The organism is Azospirillum sp. TSH64 (genome assembly GCF_003116035.1).
GTDB lineage: Bacteria > Pseudomonadota > Alphaproteobacteria > Azospirillales > Azospirillaceae > Azospirillum.
The window spans coordinates 4785279-4803397 of record NZ_LGQW01000015.1 but is presented as its reverse complement, the minus strand read 5'-3'; the positions used below and the strand labels follow the sequence as shown (position 1 = coordinate 4803397).

Annotated in this window: 18 protein-coding genes and 2 tRNA genes; 14 read left to right on the top strand and 6 right to left on the bottom strand. The window is 66.9% G+C overall.

Annotated features, from left to right (window positions below; genetic code table 11):
• The first annotated feature begins 133 nt into the window (after positions 1-133).
• Positions 134-589 (top strand): PRC-barrel domain-containing protein, encoded by a 456-nt coding sequence (locus TSH64_RS23135; protein WP_109051901.1) that lies wholly within the window; start codon positions 134-136, stop codon positions 587-589.
• Between the two features lie 118 nt (positions 590-707).
• Here the strand turns inward: TSH64_RS23135 and rpsA are convergent, their stop codons facing one another.
• From rpsA to aroA, 3 genes are all read right to left on the bottom strand, one after another.
• Positions 708-2414, bottom strand: coding sequence for a 30S ribosomal protein S1 (gene rpsA / locus TSH64_RS23130; RefSeq protein ID WP_042694362.1), 1707 nt, complete (start codon positions 2412-2414; stop codon positions 708-710).
• A 190-nt stretch (positions 2415-2604) separates the two neighbouring features.
• On the bottom strand, positions 2605-3261 hold the full coding sequence (gene cmk, locus TSH64_RS23125; protein WP_199237820.1) for a (d)CMP kinase: 657 nt from the start codon (positions 3259-3261) through the stop codon (positions 2605-2607).
• A gap of 46 nt (positions 3262-3307) precedes the next feature.
• Entirely contained in the window at positions 3308-4657 is a 1350-nt protein-coding gene (gene aroA / locus TSH64_RS23120; protein WP_109448573.1) for a 3-phosphoshikimate 1-carboxyvinyltransferase, read from the bottom strand.
• Between the two features lie 416 nt (positions 4658-5073).
• On the opposite strand from aroA, the gene TSH64_RS23115 reads away from it, so the two are divergent.
• The gene (locus TSH64_RS23115; protein WP_109448571.1) at positions 5074-5463 is read left to right on the top strand and encodes a TIGR02300 family protein; all 390 of its coding nucleotides are present in this window, start codon (positions 5074-5076) and stop codon (positions 5461-5463) included.
• A gap of 147 nt (positions 5464-5610) precedes the next feature.
• Positions 5611-5686 (top strand) — tRNA-Ala (locus TSH64_RS23110).
• A 165-nt stretch (positions 5687-5851) separates the two neighbouring features.
• Here the strand turns inward: TSH64_RS23110 and TSH64_RS23105 are convergent.
• Together TSH64_RS23105 and TSH64_RS23100 are read right to left on the bottom strand one after the other, a co-directional pair.
• Positions 5852-6703: a transporter substrate-binding domain-containing protein gene (locus tag TSH64_RS23105; protein WP_109448569.1), complete on the bottom strand. Its 852-nt coding sequence runs from the start codon at positions 6701-6703 to the stop codon at positions 5852-5854.
• Between the two features lie 181 nt (positions 6704-6884).
• Positions 6885-6959 (bottom strand) — tRNA-Val (locus TSH64_RS23100).
• A gap of 210 nt (positions 6960-7169) precedes the next feature.
• Between TSH64_RS23100 and TSH64_RS23095 the strand changes: the two genes are divergently transcribed.
• The 8 genes from TSH64_RS23095 (at position 7170) to TSH64_RS23060 (ending at position 15295) form a co-directional block, all read left to right on the top strand.
• A complete protein-coding gene (locus tag TSH64_RS23095; RefSeq protein ID WP_109448567.1) occupies positions 7170-8108 on the top strand; it encodes an N-formylglutamate amidohydrolase in 939 nt (312 codons plus the stop codon).
• 469 nt (positions 8109-8577) lie between these two features.
• Positions 8578-9987 carry an alpha,alpha-trehalose-phosphate synthase (UDP-forming) gene (gene otsA, locus TSH64_RS23090; protein WP_098738939.1) on the top strand — a complete coding sequence of 470 codons (1410 nt, stop codon included), beginning with the start codon at positions 8578-8580 and terminating at the stop codon, positions 9985-9987.
• A gap of 38 nt (positions 9988-10025) precedes the next feature.
• A complete protein-coding gene (locus TSH64_RS23085) occupies positions 10026-11048 on the top strand; it encodes a glucokinase (protein WP_109448565.1) in 1023 nt (340 codons plus the stop codon).
• Positions 11049-11196: 148 nt separating this feature from the next.
• Positions 11197-11589 (top strand): LysR family transcriptional regulator, encoded by a 393-nt coding sequence (locus TSH64_RS23080; protein WP_109448564.1) that lies wholly within the window; start codon positions 11197-11199, stop codon positions 11587-11589.
• A 134-nt stretch (positions 11590-11723) separates the two neighbouring features.
• Entirely contained in the window at positions 11724-12860 is a 1137-nt protein-coding gene (locus tag TSH64_RS23075; RefSeq protein WP_109448563.1) for an acyltransferase, read from the top strand.
• 254 nt (positions 12861-13114) lie between these two features.
• Positions 13115-13693 (top strand): YgjV family protein, encoded by a 579-nt coding sequence (locus TSH64_RS23070; RefSeq protein WP_109448561.1) that lies wholly within the window; start codon positions 13115-13117, stop codon positions 13691-13693.
• A 144-nt stretch (positions 13694-13837) separates the two neighbouring features.
• On the top strand, positions 13838-14416 hold the full coding sequence (locus tag TSH64_RS23065) for a YqaA family protein (protein WP_085090362.1): 579 nt from the start codon (positions 13838-13840) through the stop codon (positions 14414-14416).
• A gap of 33 nt (positions 14417-14449) precedes the next feature.
• Positions 14450-15295, top strand: coding sequence for an RNA methyltransferase (locus TSH64_RS23060; RefSeq protein ID WP_109448559.1), 846 nt, complete (start codon positions 14450-14452; stop codon positions 15293-15295).
• 9 nt (positions 15296-15304) lie between these two features.
• On the opposite strand, the gene TSH64_RS23055 is transcribed toward TSH64_RS23060, so the two are convergent.
• Positions 15305-15763, bottom strand: a complete 459-nt coding sequence (locus TSH64_RS23055) for a hypothetical protein (protein WP_109448557.1) — start codon at positions 15761-15763, stop codon at positions 15305-15307.
• Positions 15764-15930: 167 nt separating this feature from the next.
• Here TSH64_RS23055 and msrA point away from each other — a divergent pair, with 167 nt between their 5' ends.
• The 3 genes from msrA to TSH64_RS23040 all read left to right on the top strand — a co-directional run.
• Entirely contained in the window at positions 15931-16572 is a 642-nt protein-coding gene (msrA, locus tag TSH64_RS23050; protein ID WP_109448555.1) for a peptide-methionine (S)-S-oxide reductase MsrA, read from the top strand.
• Between the two features lie 153 nt (positions 16573-16725).
• Entirely contained in the window at positions 16726-17259 is a 534-nt protein-coding gene (locus TSH64_RS23045; protein WP_109448553.1) for a PAS domain-containing protein, read from the top strand.
• Positions 17256-18119, top strand: an 864-nt coding sequence (locus TSH64_RS23040) for a DNA translocase FtsK (protein WP_282188119.1), incomplete at its 3' end; no start/stop codon positions are given. The genes TSH64_RS23045 and TSH64_RS23040, both read left to right, overlap by 4 nt.

The following is an 18119-nucleotide window of genomic DNA, read 5'->3' as shown; positions in this document are numbered from 1 at the left end:
GGCCTGCGGATCGACACGGAGGAGGGGTGGCGACGGCCTCCCCGCAACTATTTCAAGCGTCCCCGGTTAAGGCGGGTGGAGCCAAGATGGATCCCGCGGGATCCCATAGATCCTTGGGGGAGGAAAAGCGCCCATGCTGAAGATCACCCACAAGATGTGGTTCGCATTGCCGGCACTGACACTGCTTGTCGGCATTGCGACTCCGCCGGGTGCGGCTGCCCAGAGCGTCATCATCAATGGTTCGACTCCGGCCGTCGGTGCGGCGGTGGAACGCAAGACCGGCCCCAGCGTCGACCAGTTGATGGACCGCAGCGTCCTCGGTGCCGACGGGTCGAAGATCGGCACCGTCACCGACGTGATCCTCAACGACAAGGGCGAGGCCCAGTACATCGTCATCCATTCCGGCGGCATTCTGGGCTTCGGCGGCAAGAACATCGCGGCCGACCTGACCCTGGCCGACCTGCGGACCGGCACCGAGGCGATCCATCTGCGCGAGGTGACGGCCGCCAGCGTGCGCGACATGCCCGAATTCCGCTACGACGACAGCATAACGTCGCTGACCCGCAGCCCGGAGCCACGGCGGCATTAGCAAAATGGAGCAATGAAAAAGGCCGCGCCCCAACCGGGACGCGGCCTTTCTCCTACCCTTCCGGGAGATCGCTAAGCCCCTCCCTCGCGTTGCCGCAAGGGAGGACAGCGTCAGGCGATCACTCGTCGTTCTGCTGCTTGCGCTTCAGAGCGGCGCCCAAGATATCGCCCAGCGAGGCGCCCGAGTCGGACGAACCGAACTCGGCCATCGCCTGCTTCTCTTCCTCCATCTCGCGGGCCTTGATGGACAGCGAGATGCGGCGGGAAGCGCGGTCGATCTGGGTGACCTTGGCATCGACCTTCTCGCCGACGGCGAAACGGTCCGGGCGCTGTTCCGAACGGTCGCGGGACAGGTCCGACTTGCGGATGAAGCCGGTGTAGCCCTCGCCGACGGTCACTTCGATGCCGCCGTCCGTCACCTGCGTCACGGTGCAGGTCACGACTTCGTTCTTCTTCAGGCCGGCAGTGGCCGACTCGAACGGGTCGCTGGCCAGCTGCTTGATGCCGAGGCTGATGCGCTCCTTCTCGACGTCGACGTCGAGAACCTTGACCTTGACGCGGTCGCCCTTCTTGTACTCGGCGATCGCCTCTTCACCCGACTTGTTCCAGTCGAGATCGGACATGTGGACCATGCCGTCGATGTCGCCCGGGAGGCCGACGAACAGACCGAACTCGGTGATGTTCTTGACTTCGCCTTCCAGCTCGGTGCCGGGACCGAACTTGTCGGTGAAGGTCTCCCACGGGTTGTCCAGGCACTGCTTCAGGCCGAGGCTGATGCGGCGCTTCTGCGGATCGACGTCCAGGACCATGACCTCAACTTCCTGCGAAGTCGACACGATCTTGCCCGGATGGACGTTCTTCTTGGTCCAGGACATTTCCGAAACGTGGACCAGGCCCTCGATCCCCGGCTCCAGCTCCACGAAGGCGCCGTAGTCGGTGATGTTGGTGACGCGGCCCTTGAACTTCGCGCCGACCGGATACTTGGCCTCGACGCCTTCCCACGGGTCGGCTTCGAGCTGCTTCATGCCCAGGCTGATGCGCTGGGTTTCCGGGTTGAAGCGGATGACCTGGACCGTGACGGTCTGGCCGATCTGCAGGGCTTCCGACGGATGGTTGATGCGGCGCCACGCGATGTCGGTGACGTGCAGCAGGCCATCGACGCCGCCCAGGTCGACGAACGCACCGTAGTCGGTGATGTTCTTGACGACGCCCTGGAGGATCTGGCCTTCCTTGAGGTTGGCCACCAGCTCCGAACGGGCCTCCGCACGGCTCTCTTCGAGCACGGCGCGGCGCGACACGACGATGTTGCCGCGCGAGCGGTCCATCTTCAGGATCTGGAACGGCTGCGGGGTGCCCAGCAGCGGGGAGATGTCGCGGACCGGACGGATGTCGACCTGGCTGCCCGGCAGGAAAGCAACGGCGCCCGACAGGTCGACCGTGAAGCCACCCTTGACGCGGCCGAAGATAACGCCGGTGACGCGGGTCTGGTCGTTGAACGACTTCTCCAGCAGGGCCCAGGCTTCTTCGCGCTTCGCCTTCTCACGGCTCAGCATCGCCTCGCCGTTCTTGTCTTCCATCCGCTCGAGGTAGACCTCGACGGTGTCGCCCGCCTTCAGCTCGGGCGGCTGGCCGGCAACGGCGAATTCCTTCAGCGCGACGCGGCCTTCCGACTTCAGACCGACGTCGATGGTGACCATGTCGTTCTCGACGGCGACGACGCGTCCCTTGACGACCGTACCTTCGAGCGACTCGGCCGCGCCCAGCGACTCTTCAAGCAGAGACGCGAAGCTTTCCTTTTCGACCGTGCGGGCCAGTGACTGTGCCATTGAAACTCCTAAAGGTGGCGCGAAAGCAGCCCCGTTCCGGTCCCGCCCGCGGCAAAACGGGTGGGACCTCGACCGAACCGCCGCGCCGGGCACCACGCCCGGCGACTTGGTTGATGGTTTTCCGTGGAGGGGGTCGGACCCGTTCGCGCCGCCACCGGCGGCCCGTCAACGGAAGTCGGAAGCGGCGGCGTTACGCCGTGGGCTTCAGACCGGTTTTCGAACCGATGTGGGCGACCGCCATCGAGAACACCTGATCGGCATCGAGAGCGGACGTATCAAGCACAAAAGCGTCGGCAGCCGGACGGAGCGGGGCCACCGCTCTCTGGCTGTCGCGCGCATCACGAGTCTTCATGTCCTCCAGGACATCGGAGGATATAGCCGGAATCCCCCGTCTCTGCAACTCCTTGAGTCGCCGTTCGGCCCTGACCTCCACCGAAGCGGTAATGAACAGTTTGGCCTGGGCATCGGGGCAGACAACCGTTCCGATGTCGCGCCCATCCAGAACGGCCCCAGGCGCGCCGCCCGGCGGGTGGGCGGCGAAGCGCCGCTGGAAGTCTAGCAGCGCCGCCCGCACCTCCGGCACCGCCGCCACCTTGCTGGCCGCCTGCGCCGCCTCGTCGGTGCGCAAGGCCACCTCCCGCAGGATCGGATGTTCGGGGTGCAGGTCATAGGCAGCCCGCGCCGCCGCCGTGTTGTCGGCCGGATCGCCGCCGGCCCGCAGGACCGACACGCCGACCGCACGGTACAGCACGCCGGTGTCGAGATGGGCAAAGCCGAAGGCGTCGGCGATGCGCTGAGACAGGGTGCCCTTGCCGCTGGCGGCCGGGCCGTCGATGGCGACGACCACGGTCCCGACCGGAGTGCCCTGATTGGAAAGCGGCTGCGTCATCGCCTCAAGCCTCCACGATCGCGGCACCGAGCCCGTTCATCAGCCCGACGAAATCGGGGAAGCTGGTGTCGATGAAGGCGCCGTCGTCGACCGACACCGGCTGTTCGGTCGCCATGCCCAGGACCAGGAAGCTCATCGCGATGCGGTGGTCCATGGCGGTGAGGACGGTGGCACCGCCCTTCGGCGGCTTGCCGGTGCCATGGACCGTCAGGCTGTCGTCGGCACCGACCTCCACCGACACGCCGCAGCGGGTCAGCCCCTCCGCCACCATGGCGAGGCGGTCGCTCTCCTTCACACGCAGTTCCTTCAGCCCCAGCATCACCGTGGTGCCCTCGGCACAGGCGGCGGCGGCGGCCAGGACCGGGTATTCGTCGATCATGCTCGGCGCGCGATCCGCCGGCACCACGATGCCCTTCAGGGCGCTGTGGCGAACCCGCAGGTCGGCCACCGGCTCGCCCGCCTGGTCGCGGCGGTTCTCGAAGGCGATTGATCCCCCCATCTCCACCAGCGTGTCGTAGAGGCCGGTGCGGCGCGGGTTCATGCCGACGTCGTTCAGCAGAAGTTCGGAGCCCGGCCGCAGCAGGGCGGCGACCGCCGGGAAGGCAGCACTGCTGGGATCGGCCGGCACATGGATGCTGCGGCCGGTCAGCTCCGGCTGGCCGGTGACGGTGACGGCCAGCGCGCCGTCCTCCAGCCGCTCGGTCGTCACGGTGGCGCCGAAATGGCGCAGCATCAGTTCGGTGTGGTCGCGGGTCGGCTCCGCCTCGATCACCGTGGTCGCGCCGGCGGTGTTGAGGCCGGCCAGCAGGATCGCCGACTTGACCTGGGCGGACGCGACCGGCAGGCGGTAGGTGATCGGAACCAGCTCGCCGCTGCCGACCACGGTCAGCGGGAGACGTCCGCCGGAGCGGCTGACGAAGCGGGCGCCCATCTCCTCCAGCGGATTGGTGACGCGGGCCATCGGCCGTTTGTTCAGCGAGGCGTCGCCGGTGAAGACGCAGGAGATCGGATGGCCGGCGACCAGCCCCATCAGCAGGCGGGCGGCTGTGCCGCTGTTGCCCATGTCGAGAACCTGCGCCGGTTCCTGCAACGCACCCAGCCCGACGCCGCGCACGCGCCAGACACTCCCCCCTTGGCCGTCGTCGCTCCGCTCCGCCTCGGCGCCCAGCAGACGCATGGCAGCCGCGGTGTGCAGCACATCCTCGCCCTCCAACAGGCCATGGATCACCGTCTCGCCCACGGCGATGGCGCCCAGCATCAGCGACCGGTGCGAGATCGACTTGTCGCCGGGCACGCGGATGCTGCCCCGGATCGCGCCGGTGGTGGTGGAGCGCAGCGGCCTTGCGTGCGTCATGGGACGGGTCCTTCGGATCGGAACGGGAAGCGGTTGTGGCCGCCGTTCCTATCACAGCCCCCGCCTCGATGCGAGAGGGGCCAAATCGCCGCCTGTACCGGCGCCATCCGCTCCAGGGTCCCGGCCGCACCCCGGCAGCCTCCGCCTTGCGCACATGAAAAGAGGCCGCCCGTAAGCGGCCCCGAGTTCAAGGAGGAAACCAAATGGAGGAGTTGCACGGTGTGCAGGTCCGTTCTAGCGAGTTATGGTTAACGCCGTGTAAAGGCAACCCCTGCCCGGGCGGGATACCACTTTCCCGCCGGTGCTGCGACGCCGCGGCGGCCGGCTCGTCTCATCTTTTTTTTGACAAGCGCCGCAGGGCATGGCAAAGGGCGCCTCTTGAGAACCCCCCTGATTTTTGTGACGGAGGACGTGGCGTGGCCAAACCCGAATGGGGCGTCAAGCGCATCTGCCCGAGCTGTGGCGCTCGTTACTATGACATGCGCAAGGACCCGCCGGTCTGCCCGAGCTGTGGCGCGCAGTTCGATCCTGAGGCTCTGCTGAAGTCCCGCAAGGCCCGTCCGGCCCCGGTCGACGACACCAAGAAGGCGGCTGTCGTGGCCGAGGACGAGGAAGAGGTCGAGACCGAGGCCGAGACTCCGGAGTTGGAGGATGCCGAGGACGACATGTCGGTCGACGACATCGAGGAAGCCGACGACACCGCCGAGGACGAGGACGATGTCCTGATCGAGGACACGTCCGAACTGGGCGAGGACGACATGGACGAGGTCGTCGACGTCGAGGGTGAGGACGAGGAGGAGCGCTGACCGGCGCCCCTCCCAGTGGCGGCGGGACGGCCGGCGGGGTGGTGAAAAAAGCGCGAAAGGACGAATTTTCCGCTTGCATCACTCCGCTGCCTGACTATTATCCCGCTCCACCAAGGCCGGACGGAAACGACCGGCCCCCAGAGTTAAGGGGCCATAGCTCAGCTGGGAGAGCGCTACAATGGCATTGTAGAGGTCAGGAGTTCGATCCTCCTTGGCTCCACCAAATCGATCAAGGGCCTGGCGAGCAGTCGCCAGGCCCTTGGTGCGTTTGGACCGGGCACCGGATAAAGACGCCGGTTAGGTGCATAGTTGCGGAACTCCATCGGGCCGCATGGAAATGCCGCCGCGCTGCGGACGGCACGACGGCATCTCCAGTTGCCGGGACCAGCTACTTCAGCCAGCGATCGAAAACCGCCTGATACTGGCCGGTGGCGACGGCCTGGTGCAGCCACTGGTCGACCCACAGCTTCAGCACGATGTCGCGCGGCAGCAGGAAGGCCTTCTCCGAGAAGTCGAAGGGCTGGTCAGGATGGACGGCGCACAGTTCCGGATGCAGCTTCTGCTGAAGCCGCGTCTCCACCGCGTCGGTGATCATCAGGTCGGCCTTGCCGGCGACGATCTGGTCGAAGATGGTGACGTTGTCCGGATGGACTTCGATCTGGGCCGTGCGGATGTTGGCGCGGGCGAACTTCTCGTTGGTGCCGCCAGGGTTGACGATCAGGCGGACGCCGGGCTTGTCGATGTCGGCGACGGTCTGGAAGCGGTCCTTGTTCTCGCAGCGGGTGATCGGCGTCTTGCCGTCGCGCATCAGCGGATCGGAGAACAGCGCCTTCTTCTGCCGCTCCAGCGTGACGGAGACGCCGCCGACGGCGATGTCGTACTTGTCCGCCAGCAGGTCGGGCAGGAGGTTGCCCCAACTGGTCTTCACGAACTCCACCTTCACGCCCAGCGCCTTGCCCATCGCTTCGGCAAGGTCGATGTCCATGCCCTCGAACTTCTGGGTCTGCGGGTTCAGGTAGGTGAAGGGCTTGTAGTCGCCGGTGGTGCCGACGCGCAGCGTACCGGCCGACAGAACGGCATCCAGGCGCGAGTTTTCAGCCGGCTGTGAAGCGGCCGATGCCGACGGAGCGGTCTGCGCCAGCGCACCGGCGGACGACAGGGCAGTAACGGCACAGACCAGCACCGCGCCGACGGCTGCGGCAAGGCTCCGGCCGCTGTGGCGCAGGGTATGGACAGGCATGAAAATCCTCCCGATGCATTGTTTGCCGCCCGGATGGTACGGCGCAGGGAGGATTGTGGCGAGGGGCTGCGATCCGGACGAACGGAGTTCAGATATGCAGCCGCTAAAAAATGCGGCAGCCCCAAGAGCAGCCCTGGAACGGCGAAGGCCGCGAACCCGTTCCGGTTCGCGGCCTTCAGAATGGTGGGCGGTACTGGGATTGAACCAGTGACCCCTACGATGTCAACGTAGTGCTCTCCCGCTGAGCTAACCGCCCACTGTAGCAACCGGCGGAGAAGCGCTTGGCGTCGTTCCGTCCGGCGTGGGCGGGTGTATACCGACCTCCTTGCCGACACGCAAGCTCTTTCGCACCACCCATCCGCTTTTTTTATCCGCCGGCGGCAGGGAGGCGGCCGGCCCCCTCACAGACGGTTCCGTGACAGAGGTTCCGTGACACTGGGGCCGGCGTCCATTACATCATTCGATCATGGACGCCTCCTTCGACGCGCAACGCGGCGCTGGTGCCGGTGCCGACCCGGCCGCCGCTCCGCTGCCCAACGCCCCGGCCTTCGAAATTCTGGCCCCGCAGAGCCAGAGGCTGCCGCTCGTGCTGGCATCGCCGCACAGCGGCAATGCGTATTCCGCAGAGTTCCTCGCCTCGTCCCGCCTGGATGCCCGGGCGCTGCGCAAGTCGGAGGATTGCTTCGTCGACGAGATCTTCGCCTTCGCCCCGGGCTTCGGCGTGCCGCTGATCCGCGCCCTGTTTCCGCGCGCCTATCTGGACGTCAACCGCGAGGCCTACGAACTGGATCCGGAGATGTTCGCCGATCCGCTGCCGGCCTATGTCAACACCCGCTCCCCCCGGGTGGCTGCGGGGCTGGGCACCATCGCCCGCGTGGTCGCCAACGGCGAAGACATCTACAAAGGCAAGCTGCGCTTCGCCGAGGCGCTGGACCGCGTCAGCCGCTGCTACACCCCCTATCACAACGCGCTGCGCCAGCTGGTGGACGGCACCCGCGACGCCTTCGGCCATGTCCTGCTGATCGACTGCCATTCCATGCCGTCGGGCAGCGTCACCACCGGTGGACGGGGCAACGGGCGCGGCGGCACCCATCCCGACATCGTGTTGGGCGACTGTTTCGGCAATGCCTGCGCCCCGGCGGTGATCGACGCGGCGGAGGATTACCTGCGCGGGCTGGGCTATGCGGTCAGCCGCAACAATCCCTATGCCGGCGGCTACACCACCCGCCATTACGGCCGGCCGCGCCAGGGCATCCACACGCTTCAGATCGAAATCGCCCGAGATCTCTACATGGACGAGGCGGCGCTAACCCGCCTGCCCTATCTTGGCACCCTGGCCCGCCACATGACCGAACTGGTCGACACGCTGGGCCTGCTGCCGCCCGACGGGCTTGGTCCGCGCTGACCCTCCTGCCCCCCGGCCAACGGACCGTCAGGCCAAAAAAAGGGCCGCGGGCGGACCCGCGGCCTTCAGTCTAGGGAGGAAACGCCCAAGAAGTGCGTTACGCCAACGTCCACGCCGAGGCGCGACCGTTGCCGCACTGCACAATATGAGCGCGTGGCGTCCCGGCTTCAAGCCCAAAAAGAATTTCTTATTCATTACATCACGTTAATCGAGACAGGAGATACCGCGAACCGGATAGGATCTATCTAGATTTGCTGCACCGCAGCATAACCTTTCGTGAAACAGTTTGCCCCAAAGGACAAAAGGTGCCGTACCTTCGGACCGCTATCGTGAGCGTGACGGCGGGAGTTCGGAACCAAGGCCGCCCTTTGTCGTTTCGCAGTGGTCCAATACCGGGTGTCCGCCACGGCGGCCCTGAAGTTGCGGACTGCGGAACGCCCTGCCGGCGGCCAATAAGGAGAAGAAGATCGTGAGCAGGCTCGTCGTCGTATCCAACCGGGTCGCCCTTATGGAAGAGGGCAAGCAGGCCGCAGGCGGTCTCGCCGTCGCCATCCTGGCAGCCTTGAAGAAGACCGGGGGCATCTGGTTCGGGTGGAGCGGAACGGTCGTCGATGGCGAGTCCCAGGCGGAGCCGACCAAGACGGAGGCCGGCAAGCTGACCTACGCCACGCTGGATCTGGGCCGCCGCGATCATGAGGAATATTATAACGGTTTCGCCAACCAGACCTTATGGCCGCTGTTCCACTACCGCCTGGGCCTGATCTCGGTGAACCGTCGCACGCGCGAGGGCTATTCCAGGGTCAACGCCTATTTCGCCGACAAGCTGGAGCCTCTGCTGCGCCCGGACGACATGGTCTGGGTCCACGACTATCACCTGATCCCCTTCGGCGACGAGTTGCGCCGCCGCGGCTGTTCGCAGCGCATGGGCTTCTTCCTGCACACGCCCTTCCCGCCGCCGGAACTGCTGACCGCCCTGCCCAACCACCGCGACCTGATCCGCGAGCTGTGCGCCTACGATCTGGTCGGCTTCCACACCGCCACCGACCTGCGCGGCTTCTGCGACTACATCCGCACCGAGACCGACGGCACGGTGGAACAGCGCGGCGCCTACGGCACGGCGATGATCCGCGCCTTCGGCCGAACCCTGATGGCGAAGGTGTTTCCCATCAGCATCGATACCCCGGCGCTGGAAAGCCTGGCCCGCACCGCCGGCCGCTCGCGCCAGGCCGAACGGCTGCGCGAAAGCCTGGTGGGACGCCGGCTGATCATCGGCGTCGACCGGCTCGATTATTCCAAGGGCCTGCCGCAACGCTTCGCCGCCTTCGAGCAGCTTCTGGAAAGCTACCCGGAGCATTGCAACCGCGTCTCTTTCCTTCAGGTCGCCCCGCCAAGCCGGGAGGATGTGCCGGAATACATCGCCATCCGCCGCGAATTGTCGGAGATGGCCGGCCGCATCAACGGCCGTTTCGCCGAGTTCGACTGGCAGCCGATCCGCTACCTGAACCGCAGCTTCGGCCAGCGCGTTCTGGCCGGCTTCTACCGGTTGGCCAATGTCGGGCTGGTGACGCCGCTGCGCGACGGCATGAATCTCGTCGCGAAGGAGTATGTCGCCTGCCAGGACGCCGACAATCCGGGCGTGCTGGTGCTGTCCCAGTTCGCTGGTGCCGCCCACGAGATGGGCGAGGCGCTGATCGTCAACCCGTTCGACATCGAGGGCGTCGGCGACGCGCTGCAACGGGCGCTGACCATGCCGCTGGGCGAGCGCAAGGAGCGCCACGCCGCCCTGATGCAGACCCTGCGGCGGCAGGACATCAACTGGTGGCGCGAAAGCTATGTAGACGCATTGACGCGGGCACCGTATGACTTTCCGGTCACCTGAGCATCCGCTCGGCCCACCAACAGCGCAGATCCGGATCCATGGCCGCCGACCTCTCCCCCGCCATTCCCGGCACCGCCGGTAACGCTGCTCCCATTCTGGCCCCCATTCTGGTTGCCGACATCGGCGGCACCAATGCCCGCTTCGGCCTGATCGACGGACGCATCGTCCGCGACACCCGCGTGCTGCGCTGTGCCGATTACGCCTCGATCGAGGATGCGGCCACCGCTTACCTGACGGCGGTCGGGCTGGCGGCGGTCGGCACTCCCGGCCGGCCGCGGCGCGGCGCCTTCGCGGTGGCCGGGCCGGTTACCGGCGACCGCATCGCCATGACCAATCTGGTCTGGCAGTTCTCCGTCAACCGGGTGCGGGACGCGCTGGGGCTGGACGGGCTGGTCGTCATCAACGACTTCACCGCCGTCGCCCTGTCGGTGCCGCGTCTGGCCGAAGAGGATCGCCGCCAGATCGGCGAGGGCGCGCCGCAGGCGGGTGCCGTTGTCGGCGTGCTGGGGCCGGGCAGCGGGCTGGGCGTGTCCGGTCTGGTGCCGGGCGCCAACAACCGCTGGACCGCACTGTCGGGCGAGGGTGGTCATGTCACCATGGCGCCGATCAGCGACCGCGAAAGCGCCGTGCTCGGCCAGTTGCGCAAGAGCTTCGAGCATGTCTCGGCCGAACGGGTGCTGTCCGGCCCCGGCCTCGTCAACCTCTACGGCGCGCTGTCGATCCTGGACGGGCGGGAGCCGGCCGCCCTCACGCCTGCGCAGGTGGCCGACAACGCCCTGAACGGCAGCGAGGCCCATTGCGTCGAGGCGGTGGAGATGTTCTGCGCCATGCTGGGCACCGTCGCCGGCAACCTCGCTCTGACGCTGGGCGCGCGCGGCGGCATTTATATCGCCGGCGGCATCGTGCCGAAGCTGGACACGCTGTTCACCCATTCCCGCTTCCGCAAGCGCTTCGTGGAGAAGGGCCGGATGCGCGATTTCCTCGCACCGGTGCCCAGTTACGTCATCACCCACGAACTGCCCGCCTTCCTGGGCCTCGCCGAGGCGGCAGGAGCGGAATAAGGCCCGAACAGTAGGGAAGCCACTGGAGGGGTGCGGCCGATTGCGCATCCCATCGGTGGTTCCCCCTATTGCGCGACTTGTCGCTTGAACCGGCGGGTCGCCCTCCACATGGTTGTTCCCCTCTCTTTCGGATTTGCATCGGAACACCATGCCTGCCGACCTTCGTGTCCGTTTCCTGCACCCGTCGGGCGCCATCGGCCCCGGCAAGATCGCCCTGCTGGAGGCCATCGACCGCACCGGCTCGATCTCCGCCGCCGCGCGGTCGCTGGACATGACCTTCCGCCGCGCCTGGTTCCTGGTGGAGACGATGAACACCGCCTTCCGCGAACCGGTGATCCGCACCTGCGTCGGCGGGCGTGAGGGTGGCGGTGCCGGCCTGACCCCGCTGGGCCAGGAGGTGGTCGCCCGCTATCGCCAGACCCAGGAGGAGGCGCGCAAGGCCGCCGAGCCGCATCTGCGCTGGCTGGACGAAGTGCTGAAGGAGACGGAGACGGAGAGCCGGGCACAGGCTACAGACTCGAATGCCGATGGCACGACATAGGCCGCGCCCCGATGCAGGCGGCCATCGAAGCAAAGGGCGGCGCCCTCATGGATGAAAAGATTTCTCGAGAAAAAGATCGCGCAGATCATTATAGAAGATTTTGAACCCGAAGAACATTTTTGAAAAGCAGAATAATGGAAAAATCCGTCAACATCGCATATCTTCCACGGCTCGACCATCTCCGTGCATTTGCAGCTCTTATCGTTTTATACTACCACTCGTTTCAGATCCTCCCACAATCGGCGGGTGGGAACCTGATTGAAGGTTGGGTCCATACAAAAAACCCGTTGCTGGCGATGGTGGTGGAGGGACACACCGGCGTCGCGCTCTTCATGGTGTTATCGGGCTTCATCTTCACATGGGGCGCAAACGGCCGTGAAGTCTCTTATTTCGGCTTCCTGCGGAACCGCTTGCTCCGAATCTATCCTCTCTATGCCTGGCTTCTCCTTGTCGGTATCGCCATGACGCCGGATGCCGTCGATCCGGCCAAAATTCTCGAGATGGCGGTTCCATTCCTGAATGCCGGGAACAAGGCGACCTACGGGGTAGCAACCAGCCTGTTCTGGACGGTCGCCGTCGAGTTCCAGTTTTATCTGATCTTCCCCTTCCTGCTGTCGATCCTGAACCGGCAGGGATGCCGACAACTGGCGTTGATGATCCTGTGCGCATTCGTCTATCGGCTCATCGCCGATCAGTTCGGCGCGAATTCCCGCGCAATCGCTTATTGGACGATCGTCGGACGCATCGATCAGTTCCTGATCGGCATGATCGCGGCCGTGGCGCTGCGCCGCTGCAACGATACTCCACAGGGCGCCTTGTGGCTCGGCCGGGCCTTCCTGCCCGCAATCCTTCTGATGCTGACCATGATCACGGTTTTCCATCGGGCCGGAGGTTATCCGGTGATCGCCACCTGGAAGACAGTCTGGCCCACCGTCGAGGCGGCCGGCTGGGCACTCGTCATTGTGACCTATCTGTCCGTCCGCATTTCCGGTTCCCCCGCCCTATCGCGGATGACGGCTTATATCGGCTCGATCTCCTATTCCATCTATCTGACCAACTTCATCGTCATCACGCAGATCGGGAAATACGGTGACATTCTTAAGCTGATGCAGAATCCGCACATCAATGCGCTGCTGGTCTGCACGGCCGTGGTTCTACCGGCGTCGATCGCTCTTTCCACCCTGACCTATTTCGCCATCGAACAACCGTTCATGAAGATGCGCCGGAAATATATGGTCGAACCGCAACGGCCATTGCGCATGGCCGCCTGATCCCGCCGTTCGCCCGACATGCCGATTTCGCGGTGCAACGTCCGCTTTTTCTTCCATGCGCGCCGTGCAGCCCTGGGCAACCGGAAGTCCGATGGTGCGGCGGGACGAGGCACCGTACATATGGCTCTGTTGCAGCTCGGCGCCAGCGTGACCGTACGGCAACAACCCGTTTCCCCCGACCTCATCCGGCATCCGGACGGGCCGCAGCCGCGGCGCCGCACCGCCGTGCCTTTGCCCGAGCCGATCCCCCCGCCATGCTGTCCCTCCCCCTGCCCGTCACGGCCGCCGACGCCTTCGGTGCCGCCGCCTTCGCCGGTTCGTGCCTGTGGCCGCTGATGAAGAAGCGCCGTGCCCTGCTGGCCGGGCAGGCCGCCACCAACCTGATGTTCATCACCCACTATGTGCTGCTGGGGGCGCACACCGCCGCGGCGCTTTGCCTGCTGGTGGTGGCGCAGGCGCTGGCGGCGCTGCCGGAAGGGCGCAGCCGCTGGCAGACGGCGATCTTCGCGGCGACGGTGCCGGGCGTCGCCGCCATCGCACTGTTCACCTGGTCCGGCCTGCCGTCTGCGCTGTCCAGCCTGGGCATCACCTTCTCCACCCTTGCCCGCTGGCAATCGGACGCGGTCCGCATGCGCATTCTCCTGCTGGTGGCCGGCGGTTTCTGGGTCAGCCACAACGCGCTGGTGATGTCGCCCTTCGCCATGGCGTCGGATGCCTTCTGTGCCGCCGCCAACCTGCTGCGCCTGCGCGGCGCGCTGCGCAGGGAGGAGGCTCCGGCAGCGGTGCCAGCCGCAAATGCCAATGCGCTGCCCTCCGGCGCCGCCGCCGCCTGAACCGTCCTCACTGGAACGGGCTAACGCCTCCGGACGGGTTCTCCCTGTCCGGGGGCGGTCGAATTGGGCACTGGCGCACCGGCACCGTCGCGCCTAAAAGAGGCCTCGTGCACCGCAACGGCAGCGACGAAGGACGGCCCATTCATGCTGAAGCGTCTTTACGACTGGACCATGGCCAAGGCCGCGTCGAAGGATTCGACCGCTTGGCTGGCCGGTGTGTCCTTTGCCGAAAGCTCCTTCTTCCCGCTGCCGCCGGACCTGCTGCTGGTGCCGATGGTCATCGCCAACCGCAAGGCGGCGTGGAAGCTGGCGACGATCTGCACGCTGGCCTCGGTGGTCGGCGGCATCGCCGGCTATATGATCGGCTATTTCCTGTACGAGACGATCGGCCGCTGGGTGATCGAGTTCTATCACCTGACCGACAAGTTCGAGCAGCTGCGCCACACCTTCGTCGAGTACGGGGCGGAAATCCTGATCATCAAGGGCATGACGCCCATCCCCTACAAGCTGCTGACCATCACAGCCGGCGTGGCGCATCTACCGCTGTGGGTTTTCATCGGCGCTTCGATCATCTCGCGGTCGATCCGCTTCTATCTGGTCGCGGCTCTGCTGTATTTCTTCGGTCCGCCGATCCGCGCCTTCATCGAAAAGCGGCTGACCCTCGTCACCAGCGTGTTCGCGGTGGCGCTGATCGGCGGCTTCCTGGTGGTGAAGCTGCTGTAAGCCACCACCCTCTTCCAGACAGACAGGACCTCCATGCCTCCGCGCGGGCGCCCGCCCCATCCCAGCCGCGCCCGCTCCCGGACCGCAGCCCCCGCCCTCTCGTCCGCACCGTCAGCCCCGGAGCCCACCGAATCGCGCAAGCTGTTCCGCGTGGCCGGGCTGGCCGCCGTGTCCGCCCTGTTCACCCATGAGCCGGAGCGGGTGGAGCGCCTGTTCTTCGACGAGCGGCTGAAACCGGCGGTCGGTGCCTTCTGCAAGGCGATGGCGGCGGCCCGCAAGCCCTACCGCATGGTGGAGGCGGAGGAACTGGCGAAAGTCGCCGGCACGGTTCTGCACGGCGGCGTGGTCGCGCTGATGGCGCCTCGGACGCTGCCGCTGTTCGACACCGAGGCCGCGCGCCGGGCAACGGAGCCGCTGCTGATCCTGGACGGGGTCGGCAACCCGCACAATCTGGGCGCCATCCTGCGCACCGCCGCCTTCTTCGGCCTGCCCCGCGTCCTGGTCTCCGACCATCCCGGCCAGGCATTGCCGTCCGAGGCCGCCTATCGCGTGGCGGAGGGCGGGTTCGAGTGGGTGGCGCTGGAGCGCGCCCCCGCCCTGCCGGCCGTGCTGAAGCGGCTGCGCACCAGCCACCGGGTGTTCGGGACGGCACTGGACCAGACCCGGCCGACCGTCGATGCCGGCGCGCTGACGGGCTGGCGCGGCAAGCAGGGTGTGAAGCCGCCGGCCGTCGTGCTGGGCAACGAGGAGGACGGCATTCCGCCGGCCACGCTCGCGGCCTGCGAGGCGGTGCTGACCATCCCCGGCAGCGGCCGCGTCCAGTCGCTGAACGTCGCCGCCACCGCCGCCATCCTCATCCATGCCCTGGCCGCCGGGTAAGGGCTGCCTTCAGCCGAGCGCCGCGATCAGCACCACCGCCACCAGGGCGACGGACGCCAGCGGCAGCAGTTCCACACCGTTGCGCGTCCAACTGGGGACGGCATTGTGGTGGCCCACATGGCCGTTCGCGATGTCGTCGGCCCAACCGTGGCGCGACGGCACCGCACCCGGGGCCGACACCGCTGGGGCGGCCGGGTTCGCCATGTCGACGACGCCGTCGCCGCGGTGATAGTCGCCGGTCTGCCGGGCCAGCGCCGGATTGGGCCGGCCCTGCATCAGGCGGGAATCGTCCAGTTCGACCTCGACCCCGGCCGCCTCGACCCGCTCGATCACTGCGGCGGTTTCCTCCGGCGTCATCGTGTCGACGGGCAGGATACCGCCCAGCGCCTCGGCGCTCAGCCGGTTGCCGTTGCGGCGGCCATGGTCGATGAGGGATTGGATCAGGCGCTCGTCGGTGGTGCTGGCCATGATGGCTCTCCTTTTTTCAAGTTCCCAGCAGATCGCAAGCTCAAACGCGCGAAACAGCCCGAAGGTTCACCGGCACGCCGACTCCGCTGGCGCCACCTTGCCGCAGCCCGGCCGCGACCCGACATAAGAGGTCACTCCAACGGATCGTCATGATGGGAGACCCGACCATGCTGGGGCATTTTCTGCGCAAGCCGGCGACGCTGCCGACGCCGGAGGAGGCGCTGCCCGGCCGCAGCCAACCCGTTCCGGTTCCCGAACAGCACCATGTCAACGGCCATCGCCTGACCGGCCCCTATCCGCCCGGGCTGGAGGTCATCGACCTCGGGCTCGGCTGCTTCTGGGGAGCGGAGCGCAAATTCTGGCAGGTCCCCGGCGTCTGGGTGACCGCCGTCGGCTACCAGGGCGGCCATACCCCGAACCCGACCTATGAGGAGGTCTGCTCCGGCCGCACCGGCCATACCGAGGCGGTGCGCGTCGTCTATGACCCGGCGATGGTGAAGGCGGAGGATCTGCTGCGCGTCTTCTGGGAGTCGCACGACCCGACCCAGGGCATGCGCCAGGGCAACGATGTCGGCACCCAGTACCGGTCCGCTGTCTACACCCACAGCCCCGCCCAGCAGGCGGCGGCGGAAGCGACGCTGGCGGCCTACCAGGAGCGGCTGGCCCAGGCCGGCTATGGCCCGATCACCACCGAGATCCGCGAGGCTCCTCCCTTCTACTTCGCGGAAGGCTACCACCAGCAGTATCTTGCCAAGAATCCAAACGGCTATTGCGGGCTTGGCGGCACCGGCGTCACCTGTGCGGCCTGATGAAGCACGGGTAAACGCCGGGGTGCGGCGTCCCTGACGGGCTTAGCCCTTGCGGTTGCGCCACACCGGCCCTTGCGGGTATGGTTCGGGCGGCTCTTGAAAGCTCCGGCGGCACCATCCCGCGGGAGCGCCGCCCGTCCAGCTGCGATTGTCATGACCAAGGAAAGAACCGAGCTGGCGACGCCGTATCTAAGCGGCCTGCTCGAATTCTGGCTCACCAAATCCGTCGCCGGCCGGCCGCCGGTCCCCAGCAGCATCGCCCCGGCCGACCTGCGGCCGTGGAAGGACAACATCGCCGTCTTCGAGGTGATCGGGGAAGAAGCCGGCACCTTCGTCTATTCCTATTACGGCAAGGCGCTGGCAACCGCTTTCGGCCAGTCGCGCCTGGGCGCCACGCTGGACGATCTGCCGCCGGAACAGCGGGCATTGCTTCAGCCGGAATACGAGACGGTGCGCCGCGAGCGGCTGCCTGTCGCCCGTGTCCACACCGCGGTCTTCGGCGGGCGCACCCGCAGCTTCGAGCGGCTGGTGCTGCCGATGTCCAGCGACGGCGTCAGCATCGACAAGCTGCTGGTCGCCGCCTACGAGATGACGCCGCGCGAGCTGGCGGCACGTCCCCCCCTGCCGGGTGGCTCCTCCTCCGGTCCAGTCCCCCTCACCGTTCAGAAGCCCGGAGCCTCGGCATGAGCCCGCGTATGCCGCATCTCGCCGCCCCGCCCACCCAGGCGGGGGTGGTGACCGCCGACGAGTTCAATCTGTGGTGCGCGCTGAACGGCCGACCGTTCAATCTCGTCCCGAACCCGCGCCCCGACGGCCGCGTGATGTGGGATGTCGAGGTTCTGCCCGGCACCCCGCGCGCCGGGACCGTCTATTCCACCAACCTGTCGGACGAGGCGCTGGCGGTGGTCGCCGGCTTCGCCTTCCTGTCGGGCGTCGAATGGGCCTATGAGGCGCGCGACCCGGCGGAGGCGGAGGCACCTGCGACCCCGTGCGAAGCCGCACCGGTGGCGGAGGCGGCAACCGCCATCCCCGGCCCCGCCACGGCCCCCGCCGTGCCCTGCGCGCCAGCCGCTCCGGCCGGCCCGGTGGATTATCCCGCCGTCTATTCGCTGCCCACCGTCTCGCTGCTGCAGACCCCGCCGCCGCGCCCGGTGCAGCAGCATGACGAGTCGGTGCTGGCCCGCAACGCGCGGATGCTGGAAACCGTCCTGAAGAATTTCCGCGTCCGCGGCGAGATCATGGATGTCCGCCCCGGCCCGGTCGTCACCCTCTATGAATTCGAGCCGGCGCCCGGCACCAAGTCGGCCACCGTCATCAACCTGACCGATGACATCGCCCGCTCGATGAGCGTGGTCACCGCCCGCATCGCCATCGTTCCCGGCCGCAGCGTCATCGGCGTCGAGCTGCCGAATCCGGTGCGCGAGATGGTCTACCTGCGCGAGAGCTTCGACCACGACGCCTTCCGCAACACCACGGCACAGCTCGCCATCGCGCTCGGCAAGGACATCAGCGGCGAGCCGGTGGTGGCCGACCTCGCCCGCATGCCG

Excerpts from the sequence above, each read along its gene's own strand:
- TSH64_RS23135 (WP_109051901.1), top strand. The coding sequence starts at position 134 with ATGCTGAAGATCACCCACAAGATGTGGTTCGCATTGCCGGCACTGACA.
- rpsA (WP_042694362.1), bottom strand. The coding sequence starts at position 2,414 with ATGGCACAGTCACTGGCCCGCACGGTCGAAAAGGAAAGCTTCGCGTCT.
- aroA (WP_109448573.1), bottom strand. The coding sequence starts at position 4,657 with ATGACGCACGCAAGGCCGCTGCGCTCCACCACCACCGGCGCGATCCGG.
- TSH64_RS23105 (WP_109448569.1), bottom strand. The coding sequence starts at position 6,703 with ATGCCTGTCCATACCCTGCGCCACAGCGGCCGGAGCCTTGCCGCAGCC.
- TSH64_RS23095 (WP_109448567.1), top strand. The coding sequence starts at position 7,170 with ATGGACGCCTCCTTCGACGCGCAACGCGGCGCTGGTGCCGGTGCCGAC.
- TSH64_RS23085 (WP_109448565.1), top strand. The coding sequence starts at position 10,026 with ATGGCCGCCGACCTCTCCCCCGCCATTCCCGGCACCGCCGGTAACGCT.
- TSH64_RS23080 (WP_109448564.1), top strand. The coding sequence starts at position 11,197 with ATGCCTGCCGACCTTCGTGTCCGTTTCCTGCACCCGTCGGGCGCCATC.
- TSH64_RS23075 (WP_109448563.1), top strand. The coding sequence starts at position 11,724 with ATGGAAAAATCCGTCAACATCGCATATCTTCCACGGCTCGACCATCTC.
- TSH64_RS23070 (WP_109448561.1), top strand. The coding sequence starts at position 13,115 with ATGCTGTCCCTCCCCCTGCCCGTCACGGCCGCCGACGCCTTCGGTGCC.
- TSH64_RS23065 (WP_085090362.1), top strand. The coding sequence starts at position 13,838 with ATGCTGAAGCGTCTTTACGACTGGACCATGGCCAAGGCCGCGTCGAAG.
- TSH64_RS23060 (WP_109448559.1), top strand. The coding sequence starts at position 14,450 with ATGCCTCCGCGCGGGCGCCCGCCCCATCCCAGCCGCGCCCGCTCCCGG.
- TSH64_RS23055 (WP_109448557.1), bottom strand. The coding sequence starts at position 15,763 with ATGGCCAGCACCACCGACGAGCGCCTGATCCAATCCCTCATCGACCAT.
- msrA (WP_109448555.1), top strand. The coding sequence starts at position 15,931 with ATGCTGGGGCATTTTCTGCGCAAGCCGGCGACGCTGCCGACGCCGGAG.
- TSH64_RS23045 (WP_109448553.1), top strand. The coding sequence starts at position 16,726 with ATGACCAAGGAAAGAACCGAGCTGGCGACGCCGTATCTAAGCGGCCTG.